At 52.2% G+C, this 20,068-nt stretch carries 10 protein-coding genes; 6 read left to right on the top strand and 4 right to left on the bottom strand.

From position 1 onward, the window contains the following. The first annotated feature begins 12 nt into the window (after window positions 1-12). On the top strand, window positions 13-903 hold the full coding sequence (malG, locus tag ACOZIO_RS16340; protein WP_129991619.1) for a maltose ABC transporter permease MalG: 891 nt from the start codon (window positions 13-15) through the stop codon (window positions 901-903). 92 nt (window positions 904-995) lie between these two features. Here the strand turns inward: malG and ACOZIO_RS16345 are convergent, their stop codons facing one another. The 3 genes from ACOZIO_RS16345 to malP all read right to left on the bottom strand — a co-directional run bounded on the left by ACOZIO_RS16345 (window position 996) and on the right by malP (window position 7,977). Next, on the bottom strand, window positions 996-3,176 hold the full coding sequence (locus tag ACOZIO_RS16345; RefSeq protein ID WP_129954437.1) for a glycosyl hydrolase family 18 protein: 2,181 nt from the start codon (window positions 3,174-3,176) through the stop codon (window positions 996-998). A 298-nt stretch (window positions 3,177-3,474) separates the two neighbouring features. Beyond that, window positions 3,475-5,565, bottom strand: coding sequence for a 4-alpha-glucanotransferase (gene malQ, locus ACOZIO_RS16350; protein WP_129954435.1), 2,091 nt, complete (start codon window positions 5,563-5,565; stop codon window positions 3,475-3,477). A gap of 9 nt (window positions 5,566-5,574) precedes the next feature. After that, window positions 5,575-7,977: a maltodextrin phosphorylase gene (malP, locus tag ACOZIO_RS16355; RefSeq protein ID WP_129954433.1), complete on the bottom strand. Its 2,403-nt coding sequence runs from the start codon at window positions 7,975-7,977 to the stop codon at window positions 5,575-5,577. A 323-nt stretch (window positions 7,978-8,300) separates the two neighbouring features. Here malP and malT point away from each other — a divergent pair, with 323 nt between their 5' ends. The 4 genes from malT to pdeR all read left to right on the top strand — a co-directional run bounded on the left by malT (window position 8,301) and on the right by pdeR (window position 16,543). Next, window positions 8,301-11,027, top strand: a complete 2,727-nt coding sequence (gene malT / locus ACOZIO_RS16360; protein ID WP_377424670.1) for an HTH-type transcriptional regulator MalT — start codon at window positions 8,301-8,303, stop codon at window positions 11,025-11,027. Window positions 11,028-11,279: 252 nt separating this feature from the next. After that, complete coding sequence (locus ACOZIO_RS16365) at window positions 11,280-11,564, top strand: YjcB family protein (RefSeq protein WP_129954429.1); 285 nt, start codon at window positions 11,280-11,282, stop codon at window positions 11,562-11,564. A gap of 380 nt (window positions 11,565-11,944) precedes the next feature. Then, window positions 11,945-14,242, top strand: coding sequence for a beta-glucosidase BglX (gene bglX, locus ACOZIO_RS16370; RefSeq protein WP_421595502.1), 2,298 nt, complete (start codon window positions 11,945-11,947; stop codon window positions 14,240-14,242). Window positions 14,243-14,524: 282 nt separating this feature from the next. Next, on the top strand, window positions 14,525-16,543 hold the full coding sequence (gene pdeR / locus ACOZIO_RS16375; protein ID WP_129991620.1) for a cyclic di-GMP phosphodiesterase: 2,019 nt from the start codon (window positions 14,525-14,527) through the stop codon (window positions 16,541-16,543). A gap of 25 nt (window positions 16,544-16,568) precedes the next feature. Here the strand turns inward: pdeR and ACOZIO_RS16380 are convergent, their stop codons facing one another. Then, on the bottom strand, window positions 16,569-17,435 hold the full coding sequence (locus ACOZIO_RS16380; RefSeq protein ID WP_129954423.1) for a crotonase/enoyl-CoA hydratase family protein: 867 nt from the start codon (window positions 17,433-17,435) through the stop codon (window positions 16,569-16,571). Between the two features lie 396 nt (window positions 17,436-17,831). Between ACOZIO_RS16380 and ACOZIO_RS16385 the strand changes: the two genes are divergently transcribed. Further along, entirely contained in the window at window positions 17,832-19,868 is a 2,037-nt protein-coding gene (locus ACOZIO_RS16385) for an FAD-dependent oxidoreductase (protein WP_421595503.1), read from the top strand. Window positions 19,869-20,068 lie beyond the last annotated feature (200 nt).

Genomic DNA, 20,068 nt, shown 5'->3' on the forward strand with positions numbered 1-20,068 from the left:
GAGAAACAGACAATGCCCATGGTTAAACCGAAGTCGCAGAAAGTCAGATTGCTGATGACGCACCTTTTACTGCTGTGCTTTCTGGCGCTGATCCTGTTCCCGTTGCTGATGGTATTCGCCATTTCGCTGCGCCCGGGTAACTTTGCCACCGGCAGTCTGATCCCGGATCAGGTCTCGTGGGATCACTGGAAACTGGCACTCGGGATTGCCGTCACCAACAGCGACGGCAGCATCACGCCACCGCCGTTTCCGGTCATGTTGTGGCTGTGGAATTCGGTCAAGATCGCCGGGATTACCGCTGTCGGCATCGTCGCGCTTTCTACCACCTGCGCCTACGCCTTTGCCCGCATGAAATTCCGCGGTAAAAGTTCGCTGCTCAAAGGGATGCTGATTTTCCAGATGTTCCCGGCGGTGCTGTCACTGGTGGCGTTATATGCCCTGTTTGACCGTCTCGGCATGTACGTGCCGTTTCTCGGGCTGAATACGCATGGCGGTGTCATATTTGCCTATATGGGCGGTATCGCCCTGCACGTCTGGACCATCAAAGGTTATTTCGAAACCATCGACGGCTCGCTGGAAGAAGCGGCCGCGCTGGATGGTGCCAGCCCGTGGCAGGCATTCCGTCTGGTGCTTTTGCCGCTGTCTGTACCTATTCTGGCAGTGGTGTTCATTCTGTCGTTCATCGCGGCTATTACCGAAGTGCCGGTGGCATCGTTACTGCTGCGTGACGTCAACAGCTACACGCTGGCGGTCGGCATGCAGCAATATCTGAATCCGCAAAATTATCTGTGGGGTGACTTTGCCGCGGCGGCGATTCTGTCTGCCATTCCGATTACGGCAGTGTTCCTGATTGCTCAACGCTGGCTGGTGGGCGGCTTAACGGCAGGGGGAGTGAAAGGTTAACGGTAAGGCTAATGCGCTTTGTAATACTTGAGTAATTCCCTGTGTCTTGGGCGGCCGAATGGCCGCCCTTTTTTATTTATTACACCGACAATTTATTTGAAGGCGACCTCTCCCTCATACTTCCAGTAAGTATTGTCGGTTTTATTAGTTGGGAAGTACCAATAACGGCCATCGTTTCCTGTCGCTTTCAAGGTAAATAACTCAAGGCGACCGTTGTAAGGATTACTGTAAATAAACGTCGTTCCCAGGCTCGCTTTACGATCGTTTTCTCCCCACTGTGCATAACCCATTAACGATTCGTTATTGGTTTTTGCTGTTTCCTTATCAGTGCCTAAATAAATCCAGTCAGCATTGTTGGTTTTATTGGTTGGGAAATACCAATATTGGCCGGTTTTGGCGGCGGAGAAATATTCAGTCTGATGGTTATAAGGGTTGTCGTAAACATAGATATTGCCACGCTCACCATAATGGCCATTTTCCTCCCATTGATGGCAGCAGGTATCATCCGGTGCGTCAGGTTGAGCAAACTGTGAAAGCACCTTACTGAACGCATACTTCGGTGCCTGTTCTTCGGTCAGACCACTATGGGTAGCCTCTACAACGCCCGCAGGTCCTGGCTGATCGCGGACCATAGACCAGATACCGATCATCCCGAGATTACGTTCTTTCGCCTGTTCCATCACAATATTGGCATCTGACAGATAGAAGGTTTCACCTTGCACATCGTTGTACCCGATCATCGGCGTAGTGCCCATCATGGCGTTAATTTGCGCATCAGTTTTATCGGCGTAAATTTCTTTCAGCTGAAGGAACATATTGTCGATAGCAGAAGTCGCACAATGACCATGAATATTCTGACCTTCAGTACCTGTGGACTGGCAGATACTATTGCCATAATCCATGGTCATGATGTTAATACCTGCCAGTTCGATGCCTTTCGCTTTCGCATCGTTCAGCACGTACATGCCTTCAGCCGTCAGACCGGTAGGCAGAACAGGCAATGTGTACCAGACTGCGATTTTCTTACCGTCTTTTTTCCATTGATCCTGTGCCGCTTTTACAGCAGTATTCCGGCGCTGAACGATGGCGCTATCAGCCAGATAACCCCCCTCAATGTCAAAATCCAGTACCTTCAGATTCAGGTTTTCAACGATATCCACATACATCTGTTTCAGGTCATCAATATTGTGACAGGCAGCAGCAAGAGGCGCATTATTTGCACCACCAATGGAAACCATAACGTCCCCGCCAGCTTCACGTAATGCTTTGATTTTTGAATACTGGGCGTAGTTTTGCAGATTGTATGCTGTACCCCAGGTTGGCATACAAGTGTCTGTGTCTTTCGCCACCACAAATGCCATAGTGAAATGGTTAATACCCTGCTCCGTGGCCAGTTTAGCCAGATCAGGAATATCGTTTAACGTGAAGTCAACATAAGGAGCATAGACATGCGCTGGCCAGTCACTTTTTGCTGTACCGACGCGATCTTTCGTGCCAGTCCAGTCGACAATCGCTTTCCAGGTGTTGATATCGGTTGGTGAAACCTTCTGAACTTTAGCCTGGGAAACGTACGGCTGATTTTGGAATCGAACCAGTGTATTCGCGGCATACAGCTTAGAAGCATCGAATACCGGCGCAGCGGCCAGTTCCTCATCGGTATATCGTGTTGATGCGTCTAATGGCTTCCAGGGTGCGCCATTGACCCCGTCCGGGTTCTGATTGGCAACATCTGCCGGATCCTTACCTACTGTATAAAATAAGGCCTCATAGCTCTGCGAGCCTACAGTGACCACATCGCCTTCATTATAAACGGTTTCAGCATTCCACGGTTTCGCCGGGATATAAGCTTGCCATGGGTTGCGGACATCAGGCGCGAAAGAATTCGCAGGTATTGTGGTCGTGGCCTGATAATTGGTTTCGCCGGCAGAAACAATATCCCCCTCCTGGTAAACTTTATCGGCACTAAAGGCAGGATAAGTAGGGGTGTCGGAGCCTGGAATGTCGCAACTGGTCGGGTTGCCATATTGCGTGATTTCCGCCGGAGTTGCATCACGGACATAATTCCACGGGTTAGAACCTTCTGGTGCGTCCGGAGTGACCGGACAATTGGTTGCCCCCACCCACCAGGCATTCTGATAGACGGAGCCATCAAAAATAACCTGAATGGTGTCTCCGCCCTCCTGACCATTCCAGGCTTCCAACGCACAGGCGCTGCCTGCAACCGCCAGCATCCCCATACCTAACATGGCTTTGCTGATTTTATTAAATTCCATTTTAATTTCCTTTATTATTAAATGCTTTACAAAATTAACCGGCTTTAATTAAATAATTAACCGCTTGTACAGGCACATATACTAATAGAGAAATTAAATCATGGCTGTTAATTAATTAATTCAGAAAACTTACGGAAACTAATCACATAAAAAACTGATTCACGAGATGAATGCATTAGTAATTTACATTTTGGAAAGAAATTAATTTATTCTTATCAGTTAAATAAAAAGACAATAAAAAAGACAATAAAAAGAGAGCCATGATATGACTCATGGCTCTCTTTGTAATGATGACAGTTTAATTTACCGAGACTTTCCGGCGACGTTTATCAAGATCTTTAATCAGCTTATTCACCTGCTCGTCGGCGAACATGTCTTCGAGCGTATGAGAAAGCTTACGCCGCCAGTTCGGGTATTCATCGCTGGTGCCGGGCACATTGACCGGTGTGTCCATGTCCAGCCAGTCTTCCGGTTGCAGACCGAGCAAGGCGCAGGCGCTGTCGGCAACGTAGCGTTGCAGACCCCGGTTGAGTACCGGCGTCATTTCCATCAGCGCGGCTTTATGCCCGGTTTTCTTCGGGATGCAACCGTAATGATGCAGGCCGTCGAGCAACCCCTGACGTGCGCGGGCACGGTCAGCGTACAGCGCCTGTAAAACAGCTTCGTCACGGTATAAACCGAGGGTTTTGCCCAGCGCCAGATCGTCACTTTGCCAGTAGCCTCGCAGCGTCGGCAGGTCATGCGTGGTGATAGTTGCCATCGCCTGAACCGGATAGGACTGCGGCGCGCGGAAGTTGTTTTCCTCATCGCGTTCGAAATACAGCACCTTATAGGAATACACACCGCTTTCGCGCAGCTTACTGACGATCTCGACCGGCACCGTACCCAGATCTTCGCCGATCACCATGCAGCGGTGCCGCTGACTTTCCAGTGCTAAAATGGCCAGCAGATCATCCACCGGATACTGTACATACGCGCCTTTATCCGCCGTTTCACCAGCCGGGATCCACCACAGACGCAGCAACGTCATCACATGATCAATACGCAATGCACCGCAGCTGGTCATATTGGCACGCAGAAGATCGATAAACGGCTGATAGCCGCGTCTCACCATCACATGCGGATCCATCGGGCGCAGATCCCAGTTCTGTCCGAGCGGGCCCAGAATATCCGGCGGCGCCCCCACCGAGGCTTTCAGGCAATACAGCTCGCCGTCACCCCAGGTTTCGGAGCCGCCTTCTACCACGCCGACCGCCAGATCCCGGTAAAGCCCCATCGGCATCTCGTACTGCTGGCTGGTGTGGTAACACTGCGTAAACTGCGTTTCCGCCAGCCACTGCAACCACACATAAAACTCCACATCCTGCGCATGCTGTTCACAGAATGCCCTCACAGCCGGGCCCCGGGCATCATGATATTTTTCCGGCCAGCGGTTCCAGCCAAGCGCCACATCACTTTCTTTCGCCAGATACTCGTACAATGCATCAAAGGCAGCCTGCAGATACAGGCTTTCACCGCCCTGTTTGACGAAATTACCCAGGGACTTCACCTGCGGATCCTGTGGCTTACGCCCCAGGAAATGCGCGTAAGCCAGCCGTAACCCTTCTAATTTCAGCGGCATGACGTTAGCGTAATCCACCCGGTCATTCGCGCGCACCGCCTGTATGCGTTGCTGCGTCAGCGGCTGATGCCACCATTGTTGCGCCGCATCGCTTTGCCTGAAATCTTCTACCGCACTGACGTCGATATAAATCACATTCAGCCAGCGGCGGGAAGACGGGCTATAGGGGCTGGCAGCCACCGGGTTCGCCGGATACAGCGCGTGGATCGGATTAAGCCCGACAAATGCGCCGCCGCGTTGAGCGATATTTTTCAGCATCATACTGAGGTCACCGAAATCACCGATGCCCCAGTTATTTTCCGAGCGCAACGTATAGAGCTGTACGCAGGCGCCCCACAGTTTTTTACCGGCCAGCAGGGCATCCGGTTCATAACAGCGTTTCGGTGCCACAATGACCCGGCAATCCCACTGTTGCGCGTCCTGTGTCAACGTCAGCTGATGATAGCCGGCAGGAATTTTACCCGGCAGCGCCAGTGTCATTTTGCCGCTGATCCGCCCCTTTTGCGTCGTGCCGCTTTCCAGCTTCAGTGTCCAGGCATATTCGCCTTCACCGCTGACCGGTAATGCCAGACGGCTGCCCGTGACAAATACTTTGACCGACGGTACCGGTGTGGTCACCGGGCGGCTGTGTCCCGCCTCCCAGCCCATCGCCGATAACAGCTCACGCTTGGTCTCAGGGGCGATCGCCTGCTGTTTACCGTGCGCGTTAATAAAACCAGAGGCGATCCCCGCCTCCCTGGCGGCCTGCTCCAGTGCTTTGTTCTCCATGCCGGCTCCTTATCGCTTCGCCTGCCAGATCCGCTGCTGATAATCGCGGATCGAACGGTCGGAACTGAACATCCCTACGCGGGACGTGTTGAGGATAGTTTTGCGCGTCCATTCATCCTGATCGCGATACAGCGCGTCCACTTTCTGCTGTGCCGCACAGTAATCCGCAAAGTCGGCCAGCACCAGATACGGGTCGCCGCCGCCCAGCAAGCTGTCGAGCATCAGACTGAACGCCTGCTTGTCACCATTGCTGAAGAAGCCGTTTTCCAGTTCTTTGAGAATTTTATCCAGGTGCTTGTCTTTCTTGCGAATTTTAAGCGGATCGTACCCCTCCGCCTGCAAAGCTTTGACCTGATCGACGGTATGACCAAAGATGAAGATATTGTCTTCACCCACCTCTTCGGCAATCTCAACGTTCGCACCGTCGAGGGTGCCGACGGTCAGCGCACCGTTCAGTGCCAGTTTCATGTTGCCGGTACCAGATGCTTCTTTGCCCGCTGTTGAGATCTGCTCGGATACATCGGCTGCCGGGATCATCAGTTCAGCCACGGATACGCGGTAATCCGGGATAAATACCACTTTGATGCGGTCACGCACCAGCGGATCGTTATTCACTTTTTCCGCCACCTTATTGATGGCGTAGATAATATTTTTCGCCAGGTAATAACCCGGTGCCGCTTTCGCGCCGAACAGGAAGACACGCGGCACCAGGTCCATTTCCGGGTTATCACGCAACTGGCGGTACAGCGACAAAATGTGCAGCAGGTTAAGGTGCTGGCGTTTGTACTCATGCAGGCGTTTGATCTGTACATCGAAAATGGCATCAGGGTTGAGCGTCAGTCCCATTGTCTGTTGCACGTAATGCGCCAGTTTGATTTTGTTCTCACGCTTAATGGCCTGATAACGCTGACGGAACTTTTTGTTGTCGGCAAAACCTTCCAGCCCTTTCAGCGCGTCGAGGTCATTCACCCATTCCGTTTTCAGGGTGTCATCAATCAGCGATGACAGCGCAGGGTTACACTGTTTCAGCCAGCGGCGCGGTGTGATGCCGTTGGTCACGTTATGGAATTTATTCGGCCACAGCAGGTGGTATTCCGGGAACAGATCTTTGACCACCAGTTCGGAATGCAACGCTGCCACGCCGTTCACCGCAAAACCACTGACCACGCACAGATTCGCCATCCGCACTTGTTTGTCCTGATGAACTGACAGTTTTTCCCATACGGCTTTGTCACCCGGCCACTGTTTTTCGACCACCTTTTTAAAGCGGGCATTGATGGCTTTGATCAACGAGAAATGGCGGGGAAGCAGGCTGCGCACCAGTTTTTCATCCCAGCATTCCAGCGCTTCCGGCATCAGTGTGTGGTTGGTGTACGCGAATGTCTGACGGGTGATCGCCCAGGCCGCATCCCAGTCAAGCTGATGTTCGTCGAGCAAAATACGCAGCAGCTCAGGAATGGCAATGGTCGGGTGCGTATCATTGAGCTGGATGACTTCGAATTTCGGTAAATCCTCAATTTTCCGGCCAAGGAAATGATGGCGGCGCAGGATATCGGCCACCGAGCAGGCGCACTGGAAATATTGCTGCATCAGGCGCAGGCGTTTACCGGCGTCATGATTGTCATTCGGATAAAGCACTTTGGTGAGTTTGGCCGCATCAATGCCTTTTTGCTCGGCTTTAAGAAATTCACCGTCATTGAACAACGTCAGATCGAACGGATGTACGTCAGTGGCCTGCCACAGGCGCAGCGGTTGGGTGACACCATTTTTGTAACCGACTACCGGCAGATCCCAGGCTTCCCCCCGCAGGGTAAACGCGGGCTGCCAGCGTTGAACGCCCTTTTCGTTTTTCGTCAGTTTGCCGCCGAACGCGACATCTACAGACAGCGAGCTATTGTGGCTGAACCACGGATAGCTTTCGCGATGCCAGCTGTCCGGCGCTTCCTGTTGCTTACCTTCGCTGAACGACTGGCGGAAAAGACCATACTGATAGTTCAGACCATAGCCGGTCGCGGGTTGCCCGACGGTTGCCATAGAATCGAGGAAACAGGCAGCCAGACGGCCTAACCCGCCATTGCCGAGTGCCGGATCGGTTTCCTGCTCCAGCACATCGGCCAGTTCAACCCCCTGCTCTTTCAGCGCCTGACTGACCGTGTCATACCAGCCGAGATTGATCAGATTGTTTGCGGTCAGGCGCCCGATCAGGAACTCCATCGAGATATAGTTAACGTGGCGCTGAGGCTGTTTTGTCGCTTTTGCCGCAGGCTGCGCACTCAATTGTTCAGATAATGCGGCACTGGTAGCCTGCCACCACTGATGCGGTGTCATATCCTGTGCCTGTTGCAAACCGAACCCTTGCCACTGGCGTTTCAGCGCGGCTAAAAATTGCGTCTTATCTAAAGTCACCTGCATTTCATGCCTCTTTATCGGGGAATTTGTAGGGAAAGCCTGATGTTGATTATCACTATGCTGACGTGTGTATCGGTCAGCGGCATCATCCCGGTAAAGATTAGGCAGGGAGGAGAAACGGGGCGTAGCCGGAGGAGACGGAGGTTCAGGGCAAACGCCTGAAAATTTGTATTAAGAAGTGTGATGCAGAGCAACTTAACGGCATGTAAAAACGTAACATTCTTGCAATCAATGTTTCAAAGGAGGACTTTAGAAAAAGTGATTAATTACACGCTGTGAAATAAATAACACCCCTCTGTCCCTTTCTGTCAAAAGAATCGAAAAAAATGCTGATCCCTTCAAAATTAAGCCGCCCGGTGCGGCAGCAAAATACAGTAGTTCGGGAACGTCTGCTGACGAAGCTCTCGACTGCGCCGAATTATCGTCTGACCCTGGTCGCCAGTCCGGCGGGCTATGGGAAAACGACGCTGGTGGCGCACTGGGCAGCAGGCAAAAGCGATCTGGGCTGGTATTCTCTTGATGAAAGCGACAATCAGCCGGAGCGCTTTGCCTGCTATCTGATTGCTGCTGTGCAGCAGGCCTGCGGCGGACATTGCGTCAAAAGCGAAGCGCTGAGTCTGAAGCATCAGTACGCCAGTCTGCCGGCGCTGTTTGCCCAGCTTTTTGTGGAACTTTCCGACTGGCACAGCCCGTTGCTGCTGGTCATCGATGATTATCATCTGATTTCCAATGATGCCATTCATGAAGGGATGCGTTTTTTCCTGCGCCATCAGCCGGAAAATCTTTCACTGGTGGTGCTTTCACGCACCCTGCCGCCGCTGGGCATCGCCAATATGCGTGTACGCGAGCAACTGCTGGAGCTCAACGCTTCGCATCTGGCCTTTACGCATCCGGAAACACAGCAATTTTTCGATAACCGGCTGAAAGACCCGATTGAGCAGGCGGACAGTAGCCGGTTATGTGACGACGTCGCGGGATGGGCCACCGCGTTGCAACTGATTGCCCTATCGGCACGGCAGTCTTCGCACTCTTCCCAGCATTCGACCCAGCAGTCCGCACGTAAGCTGGCCGGGTTGAATGCCAGCCATCTTTCTGAATATCTGGTGGATGAAGTTCTGAATCGCGTTGATGCACCGACGCGTGATTTTCTCCTGCGCTGCTCGCTGTTGCGCTCGATGAACGATGCGCTGATTGTGCGCCTGACCGGCAGTGAAAATGGTCAGCAACGTCTGGAGGAGCTGGAGCGCCAGGGGTTATTCATTAATCGCATGGATGACAGCGGCGAATGGTTTAACTTCCACCCGCTGTTTGCCACCTTCCTGCGGCAGCGCTGTCAGTGGGAACTGGCGTCTGAGCTGCCCGCTATTCATCGCGCTGCCGCCGAAGGCTGGCTGGCACAAGGTTTCCCTGCCGAAGCGATTCATCATGCGCTGGGTGCCGAAGACACTCATCTGCTGCGCGATATTCTGCTGCAACACGCCTGGGCGCTGTTTAATCAAAGCGAACTGGCGTTGCTGGAAGAATGTCTGGCCGCCCTGCCTTACGACCGGCTGATTCAGAATCCTAAGCTGGTGCTGTTACAGGCATGGCTGGCACAAAGCCAGCACCGTTATGCTGAAGTCGACGTGCTGCTGGCTCGCGCTGAAAACGAAATGAAACAGCGTAATATTGTGATGGAACAGGCGCAGGCAGCCGAGTTTGATGCGCTGCGTGCACAGGTGGCCATCAACGACGGACGACAGGATGAAGCGGAAAAACTGGCCGCTGAGGCCCTGCGTTATCTGCCTTATGAAAGCTATTACAGCCGCATTGTGGCGACATCCGTCACCGGTGAAATCCAGCACTGCAAAGGGGATCTCACCCGCGCACTGCCGCTGATGCAACAGACCGAACAAATCGCACGCCGTTACGAAGCCTATCACTACGCTTTATGGGCGCTGCTGCAACAGAGTGAGATCCTGATTGCTCAGGGTTTTTTGCAGGCCGCGTTTGAGATGCAGGATCGCGCTTTTGAACTGGTACGCGAACAGCATCTGGAACAATTGCCGATGCACGAATTTTTACTGCGTTTACGTTCACAACTTTTGTGGTCGTGGTCGCGGCTCGATGATGCGGAAGAAGCCGCGCGTGAAGGGCTTAATGTGCTGACCAACTTCCAGCCACAGCAGCAGTTGCAATGTCTGGCGATGCTGGCGAAATGTTCGCTGGCACGCGGCCAGCTCGACAATGCCCATCACCATTTGCAGCGCTGTGAAGCGTTGCTGAAAACGGGTCAGTATCACATCGACTGGCTGACCAATACCGATAAGCCACGTGTGATTTACTGGCAGATGATTGGCGATAAAAACGCGGCACGTCAGTGGCTGCAACAGGCGCGTAAACCGGATATGGCGGATAACCATTTTCAGCAAGGTCAGTGGCGCAACATCGCCCGTGTACAAATTTTGCTGGAAAAGTTTGATGAAGCAGAAGTGGTGCTGGATGAACTGAATCTGAATGCCCGGCAGCTGCGCCTGACCAGCGATCTCAACCGCAATTTACTGCTGAGTAACTTACTTTACTGGCAAACCGGGCGCAGAAGTGACGCCCAAAAGGTATTGATCGAAGCGCTGTCACTGGCGAACCGCACCGGTTTTATCAGCCATTTCGTCATTGAAGGGGAAATGATGGCGCAACAACTGCGCCAGCTGATCCAGCTTAATCTGTTGCCGGAGCTGGAACAGCGTCGCGCCCAACAGATTTTGCGCGAAATTAACCAGCATCACCGCCATAAGTTTGCCCATTTCGACGAAGGCTTTGTGAACAAACTACTGACCCATCCGCAGGTGCCGGAACTTATCCGCACCAGCCCGCTGACTCAGCGCGAATGGCAGGTTCTGGGGCTGATTTACTCCGGCTACAGTAATGACCAGATTGCCGGTGAGCTGGATGTAGCCTCGACGACGATCAAAACGCATATCCGTAATCTCTACCAGAAACTGGGCGTCGCACACCGGCAGGAAGCGGTACAGCAGGCTCAGCATCTGTTACAAGTCATGGGCTACGGCGCGTAATTATCCCGTCGGCAGACATCGCGATTTAGCCGCTTTCATAACACATCATCAAAATAAGTTGATGTGTTATGCCTATTTTTCATTAGCGCACATTTTTTACTCAAAAATAAAATCCGGTGATATAATGTGACCGTCGTCACATAATTGTAATTCACCATTTCTTCAGTAAAGCCCATTGCCCGCCTGTTGTAGCAGTCCTCCGGCTGTTTTTTGGCTTCGTGCAAGCGGCTGTAGTGAGTAAGGATTTTATCGATGGGTACATTAACTGCCGGGATTTTAATGATGCGCTGGGAATTGCTGAGCGCCTTTTTGATGTTCTGCACCAGCCAGCTTAATATTGTTTGTCGCCAGTCCAGCCGCAATACCATGGCATTCGTTTGCAGCGGTATCGGTCTGACCGTGACCTGTTTTTTTGTCATGAGCCTGATGGGCATGAGCTACAACGCCGTTGCCATCGCGCAGTTCTGGGCAAACACCAAAGACGTTTTCTTTGATGTCATGAGTAAAACCCCGACCGATATGTCTTACTACTATTAGTCTGATGTCCTTAGCGGATATTCCTGAATATTAAAGGGCAGAGCCGTATGTGCTGCCCTTTTGTATTATCCACGCGCTTCCCCCGCCAGACTTTTGATGCTTATTTGTTCAGCCAGATGTCATGTAATCCTAAATATAAAAATTTGCGTGATGCATCAAAGGTCTTTTTGTATCTATCATTCTGATTACCTGTAAATTGCGGGATGTCCCGAAAGGTAAAAAGATATTGTGTTGGCGTCTAAACTATTCATTGCTAATAGTTGAACGGACGTATTAGATTCTCACTCTATACTTTTCTTAGAATGATCATTGCTTTGTTTGCTTCAGGCTGCTGAATTTTCTCTGATTTAGCTCCCCTGTTTATGGCTGAAGGAATTCCGATGAATACGCATCACATGCTTGGCGCGTTAGTGTTACTGGTAAGTTCTGCTTCTTCTCTCGCCGTTGAAACAACGGGCATACCTCAGGATCAGGTGAAAGAACGCAACGCGTTCATTGCTGACCTGATGAAAAAAATGACCCTTGATGAAAAAATCGGTCAGCTGAATCTGGTCACTGTGGGGCCTGAGTACCAAAAAGAAGCGATTATGGCTGACATCCGCGCCGGTAAAGTCGGTGGCGTGTTTAATACTGTAACGAAACCTGATATTCGCCGTATGCAGGATCAGGTGCAGTACAGCCGCCTGAAAATCCCACCGTTTTATGCCTATGATGTGGTGCATGGTCAGCGCACCATTTTTCCTATCAGCCTCGGTCTGGCGGCGAGTTGGGACATGCAGGCAGTTGCCACCAGCGCACGCATTTCGGCACTGGAAACGGCAGCCGATGGCCTGAACATGACGTTCTCACCGATGGTCGATATTACCCGTGATCCGCGCTGGGGGCGTGTCTCAGAAGGTTTCGGCGAAGATACCTATCTGACCTCGCGCCTCGCGCATGAAATGGTTACCGGTTATCAGGGCAAAGATCCGTCTGCTCCTGATGCCGTCATGGCAAACGTCAAGCACTATGCGTTGTACGGTGCTGTCGAAGGCGGTCGTGAATACAACACCGTCGATATGAGCCTGACCCGCATGTTCAATGATTACATGCCGCCGTATAAAGCGGCAGTGGATGCCGGTGCCGGCGGTGTAATGGTGGCGCTCAACAGCGTTAACGGCATTCCCGCCACCTCGAATACCTGGTTACTGAAAGATATTCTGCGCGACGACTGGCAGTTCAGGGGCCTGACCGTCAGTGATCACGGGGCTATTGGCGGGCTGGTCAAACACGGCGTGGCCGAAGATGATCGTCAGGCTGCCGCGATGGCGCTGAAAGCCGGTGTCGATATGGACATGGCCGACAATATGTACGGTAAATACCTGAAAGGCTTACTTGCCGACGGTCTGGTCAGCCAAAAAGATATTGATCGCGCCGTTCGCGATGTTCTGGCCGCAAAATGGGATATGGGGCTGTTTGTCGATGAATATCGTCATTTAGGCCCGCAGTCGAGCGACCCGGCGGACACCAATGCCGAGAGCCGTCTGCATCGCCAGGAGGCACGCGAAGTGGCGCGAACGTCGCTGGTACTGCTGAAAAATAACAATCAAACGTTGCCGTTACAGAAAAAAGGCACGATTGCCGTCGTTGGCGCCCTGGCTGACAGCAAACGTGACGTAATGGGCAGCTGGTCTGCAGCCGGTAAAGCGGCGCAGGCTGTGACGGTATTGCAAGGCATGAAAGATGTACTCGGCGATAAAGGCACCATCCTGTATGCCCGGGGAGCCAACGTCACTAACGATCAGGCTATGGTCGATTTTCTGAACTCTTACGAGAAACAGGTAATCAACGATCCGCGCAAACCGCAGGATATGATTGACGAAGCGGTGAAAACGGCCGAAAAAGCTGACGTTGTGGTCGCCGTCGTCGGTGAAGCACAAGGCATGGCACACGAAGCGTCCAGTCGTTCAGATATCAACATTCCTCAAAGCCAGCGGGACCTGCTCAAGGCATTGAAAGCCACCGGTAAGCCGCTGGTTATCGTGTTAATGAATGGCCGCCCTCTGACCCTGACGTGGGAAAACGAAATTTCTGACGCTATGCTGGAAACCTGGTTCAGCGGCACCGAAGGGGGACATGCGATTGCCGACGTTCTGTTTGGTGATTACAATCCGTCAGGCAAACTGCCGATGACCTTCCCGCGCTCTGTCGGGCAAATTCCTTTGTATAACAGCGTGCTCAATACCGGCCGTCCGTTTAATCCGCAACATCCGGATAAATACACCACCCGTTATTTTGATATCACCAACGGCCCGCTGTTCCCGTTCGGTTATGGTCTGAGCTACACCCGTTTCAGTGTGTCTGACGTGAGTTTGTCGTCCACCACGATGGATGCCAGCCACCCGCTGACGGCCAGCGTGACGGTGAAAAACACCGGTAAAGTCAGTGGTGCCACTATCGTTCAGATGTACCTGCAGGATGTGACGGCGTCGATCAGCCGTCCGGTTAAGGAGTTGAAAAACTTTGAGAAAATCAACCTGCAGCCGGGTGAAGAAAAAACCGTTACATTTGCGATCAACGAAAAAGATTTACGTTTCTACAACGACAAGTTGAAATGGGCTTCAGAGCCAGGAAAATTCAATGTATTTGTGGGGTTAGATTCGCAGGATGTGGAAAAAACCAGTTTCCTGCTGAAATAACTTTCCGGGCCTGTAACCGGGCCCGGAACACAATCGCAAAGCTTCCTCTTTCAGGCGGTAGTCCGGCAACGGAGGCCGCCTGTTCTGAGCAGTAATATCTGTCCGGTTACTGGATATATAACCGACAGTTGCTAACCTTTAATTCAATGTGTTACGCCATTCCGCGCCTATCCGTTTTTTATGGCGTGTTGCGGGTGAGCTGAACAGAGTAAGCTCCGTCTGTGCTGACTGTCGCCTGTCGCCACACTGGCGGCGTATAGCGTTCTTTGCGGAGAAACATTCATGGCCGACTCTCAAGATGCTTCCCTTCTGTACCTGCATTTTGGTACACCACGCCCTTATTGGCGACTGGGTTCAGACAGCAATGCCCTTGAGTTATCTGCAGAGAAAGGCGTCGTCAATATTACTATCCCCCTGACACAATGGCAGGCCGGGAAAATAAGGCAACTGACCGGAATCACCTCAAGTTTTACGCTGGATATCACCCTGTTCGGATCACCTGTATGTCTGTATCTTGTCGGGCGCAAAACCGACAGCAAAGCCTGGGCCGGTACGGCCTCCGCCTATCAGGACACCGCGTCTGTCGCCCATGATCTTGAAGTCGGTCTGACCTTTGCTGAACAGGTGGTTTCCGAAGCCAATTCCGTGATTGTCATTATCGATCAGGAAGGCAAAGTCCACCGTTTTAACCGTCTGAGTGAGGAATATACCGGCCTGCGCGAAGAAGATGTTATCGGGCGAAGCGCCTATGACTTATTCATGTCCATGGAAGAAGGTCTGGCTTCACGCCAGAACATCACGGGTTTTTTCCAGCATCAGCAGTCTTACGAAGTGGAACGCTGGATCAACACCGTCAAGGGCCAGCGCCTGTTCCTGTTTCGTAATAAATTCGTCCACAGCGGCAGCGGTAAACAACAAAAATATTTGATTTGCTCCGGCTCTGACATCACAGACGAACGTAAGGCGCAGGAGCGTTTACGCGTGCTGGCAAACACCGATCTGGTCACCGGTTTCGCTAACCGTAATGCCTTGCAGGAATCCCTTGCCAGAGCACTTCTCGATCGTGGTGAAAACAAAGTCGGGTTGATTTATCTGGATCTGGATAACTTCAAAAAAGTTAACGATGCCTACGGACATATGTTTGGTGATCATCTGCTGCGGGCTGTCTCTGACGCCATTCAGGATTGCCTGTCGCCCAACGATAAACTGGCGCGACTCGGTGGCGATGAATTTATTATTCTCAGCACCCATGCTGAGATAAAAATGCTGGAAGCACTGAGTCAGCGGGTGCTGCGCAGGCTCAGTTTGCCGTTCCGTATTGGACTGATTGAAGTGTACACCGCCTGTTCAGCCGGTATTGCGATTTGCCCGGAACACGGTACTGACGGCGACACACTGTTACAAAACGCCGATACCGCCATGTACGCGGCCAAGGAAAAAGGCAAAAATGTACACTGTGTATTCTCATCAGGCATGAATGAAAAAGCCTCTGAATACATGTGGTTAGATACACACTTACGCAAAGCCCTGTCTGAGAAAGACCAGCTGGTTTTATACTATCAGCCAAAAGTGTCGCTTTACGGCAACGTGCAAAGCGTGGAAGCGCTGCTGCGCTGGAATTCTCCGGAACGCGGCCTGATCCAGCCTCAGAGCTTTATTTCCTATGCCGAAGAATCGGGGCTCATCACGCCAATCGGTAAATGGGTGATTGAAACGGCAACCCGTCAGGCCACTGAATGGCAGAAAAAAGGGCTAAATTTGCGTGTGGCGGTAAACCTTTCCGGACGCCAGCTCAACAACGGTTCATTCATCACCACATTGTCGGATGCCATGAAAAATGCAGGTATGAAAGGCTGTCTGCTGGATTTCGAACTGACAGAAAGCTGCCTGGTGGAAGACGAAAGTGCAGCAGTCGCCATGATTAACCAATTGCATAAACTGGGCGCGCAGGTGCATCTGGATGATTTCGGCACCGGCTATTCTTCACTGTCACAACTGGCGAGGATCCCCCTTGACTGCATCAAACTGGATCAAAGCTTTATCCGTGGCATCAATGACAATACGGTGTCTCAGGCACTGGTGCGGGCGATTGTGGCGGTGGCAAAAACGCTGCAACTGACGGTGGTCGCGGAGGGGGTGGAAACGGCGGAAGAAGAAAAGTTGATTGACGAAATCGGTGTGGACAGCAAACAGGGCTTTTTGTACGCCAAGCCAATGCCCGCGAATGAGCTGGAGCACTGGCTTGAGGAAAAAACAGGTGCTTCACCCCATATTTTTAAACATAAAGCAAAACAGAAATAGCGCCAGTGACGGGCTGTCTCTGTTGCTAGCCGGTTTTACGCAATGATGCCGTATGCCGGTTTTGCAGCATGACCAGACGCTCCATATAACTCAGATCTTTCTCCTCCAGAGTAAATGCGGCATCCACCCAATCCTCTGTAATATCCATCAGTTCTGAACGTGATAATTGCAATACACGCTGGCGTGCGCGGATCATTGCCCGGATACCGTTGAGCTTTGGCCGCAAAACATCCATAAACGTACGCGTGGCGTTGAAGGCTTCCCCCGGCTGGAATAACACATCCACCAGTCCGCGGCTTTCAAACCATTCGGCAGTATGCGACTCGCCGGTGGAAATCAGTTCCTCCGCCAGCTTCATCCCCGCCTTACGTGACACCAGTGAGTAACCGCCCATTCCCGGGAAAAGGTTAAACGCGATCTCGGGGAACCCCATCCGGGCCGTATTCTGCGCCAGCACATAATGGTGCGCCAGCGCGGCTTCAAAGCCACCGCCAAGGGCTGTACCTTCGATCATCGACAAACTGATCGCTCCCACGTCAAATCCGCGCGCAGCAGCATGTACGCAGTCCACACAGGATCTGGCGTAAGCACGTAACGTCTCGCGTTTGTTATTGACGATGGATTCCACAAAGAAACTCAGATCACCTCCCACATTGTACATATTGGGCACCAAAGAGCCGGTAACCCAAAAATCAAAACGCAGCCCCGACGCTTTTGCGGCATAAGTCAGCGTCATGATGTCTTCAATGAGTTCATGATTAAAACAGGGGCGTGGATAAGACCTGAGCATCATCCACATGACATTACGACCTTCTTCATAATAGGCTGCAATCTGGGACAAATGCCCGGCTTCGGTGAACGGGCGGCAGGCTGTATGGTCAATAAGATTCATAATATATATCCAGGTTAGAAATGAATTTTAGGGTGAAGCAGCTCCAGCCTAGTCCAGCTCTAACCCGAACTGAATCGATTCGATATCGTTTTATAAAAATAATCCTAACACGCACAAATCCCTAAAAAAATGTTAAAAATAAATGACCTGCAATAAGACGCATACTGTGTAAAAACAAAGAAATAACTATTTCACCTGTCATGTTTTGCTGTTTTCCGCCCTCAAAAATTATCGCTGCTCATGAATAAACGGCGATAAATAATAGGCATCATCGTTAATTCATTCCCAGCAGATTGCGCACAGTGATACATATCACAGTCATTACACACTGACTTTCCAATTACTCTGCCAGCAGCTAAATTGAATTCATCTCATCCGACCACTTAAGAGAATTCCATGACTGAACGCGCTTCGCTGTTTTATCCGCACCTGCTGGCGCCGCTGGATTTAGGTTTTACCCGACTTAAAAACCGTGTGCTGATGGGTTCAATGCATACCGGGCTGGAAGAACGGGAAGACGGGCCTGAACGTCTGGCGGCCTTTTATGCCGAACGCGCCGCCGCTGGTGTCGGGCTGATTGTCACCGGCGGCATTTCCCCCAACGCGCAGGGCGTGGTGTATCAGGGCGGCTCCGTTCTCGCCGAACAGGAACACATCACGCATCACCGTATAGTGACTGACGCGGTTCATGCTGCTGGCGGTAAAATTGCGCTACAGATCCTTCACGCGGGCCGCTACAGCTATCAGCCACACCCCGTTGCCCCCTCAGCCCTTCAGGCACCGATCAACCGTTTTACGCCGCATGCGCTGACTGAAGAGGAAATCGAATCCACGCTGGCGGATTTCGCCCGCTGCGCGCGGCTGGCGAAAGAATCGGGTTATGACGGTGTGGAAATCATGGGGTCAGAAGGCTATCTGATTAATCAGTTTCTCGCCGCGCGCACCAACCAGCGCACAGACCGCTGGGGCGGTTCTGCTGATAACCGCATGCGGTTTGCCACCGAAGCCGTGCGCCGCGTACGTGAAACCTGCGGCCGGGAATTCATCATTATTTATCGCTTATCCATGCTCGACCTGGTCGAAGAAGGCTCGGACTGGCAGGAAGTCGAAATACTGGCTCAGCGTATCGAACAGGCGGGCGCAAGCATCATCAATACCGGCATCGGCTGGCATGAAGCGCGTATTCCGACCATTGCCACCCTGGTGCCACGCGCGGCGTTCAGCTGGGTGACGCAAAAACTGATGGGCAAAGTCGGGATTCCGCTGATCACCACCAACCGCATTAATGACCCGGAAGTGGCGGAGAAAATCCTCGCCGAAGGCTGTGCGGATATGGTCTCGATGGCGCGTCCGTTCCTTGCCGATCCGGCGTTTGTCGAAAAAGCCGCACAAGGGCGTGCTGATGAAATCAATACCTGCATCGGCTGCAATCAGGCCTGTCTGGATCAGATCTTCGCCGGGGAAGTCACCTCGTGTCTGGTGAACCCGCGCGCCTGTCGGGAAACGCTGTTACCGGTCAGCCGTGCCACAGTCCTCAGACGTCTGGCCGTGGTAGGCTCCGGACCCGCCGGCCTGGCCTTTGCCACCACCGCCGCCAGCCGCGGGCATCACGTCACATTATTTGAGGCACACAATGAAATCGGCGGGCAGTTTAATATCGCCAAACAGATCCCCGGTAAAGAAGAGTTTTATCAGACGCTGCGTTATTACGCGCGGCAACTGACATTATTAGGCGTGACATTGCGTCTGGGCGAAACCGTGGATGCCAGCCAGCTAACAGACTATGACGACGTGATCCTCGCTTGTGGTATTTCGCCGCGCCTGCCGGATATTGCGGGCATCGATCACCCGAGCGTACTGACTTATCTCGACGTGCTGCGCGATAAAAAACCGGTCGGGCAGCGTGTCGCGATTATTGGTGCCGGTGGCATTGGTTTTGATACCGCCGCATATCTGATCCACCACGGCTCGTCGTCGAGTCTCAGCACCCAGGCTTTCAGCCAGGAATGGGGAATCGACCAGAGCCTGACGCATCGCGGCGGCCTGGCACCGCAGGGGCCACAGCCGGAACACGCCGCGCGGGATATCGTTTTGCTGCAACGCAAAACCACTAAGGTCGGTGCGGGCCTGGGGAAAACCACCGGCTGGATCCACCGCGCCAGTCTGTTGCAACGCGGCGTGAAAATGCAAAGTGGGGTCAGTTATGAACGCATTGACGATGCGGGTTTGCATCTGATGATGAACGGTGAACCGGTGTGTCTGGAAGTGGATAACATTATTATCTGCGCCGGGCAGGAACCCCAGCGCGCGTTGTATCAGCCATTGCAGGAGGCCGGTCAAACTGTACATCTGATTGGTGGCGCAGACGTGGCCGTCGAACTCGATGCCCGCCGTGCTATCGATCAGGGTACCCGGCTGGCACTGAAAATTTAGTAGTAAAATTTATGTTTTGTTATATATTTTTCATTACCCCCAATAATTGGGGGTTAATTGGGGGGATATAGTTTTGGGCTAATCACTTAATTACTGTTTCCCATTTCATGGATGACACATATAAACAATCTGCGCTGAACAGCATAACCGCTGGTAATACCTATATTCATGGCAAATCGTCACCCTCTATATTTCATCCG

Origin of the sequence: Rahnella sp. PD4, from assembly GCF_049199325.1 — a bacterium.
Taxonomy (GTDB): domain Bacteria; phylum Pseudomonadota; class Gammaproteobacteria; order Enterobacterales; family Enterobacteriaceae; genus Rahnella; species Rahnella perminowiae.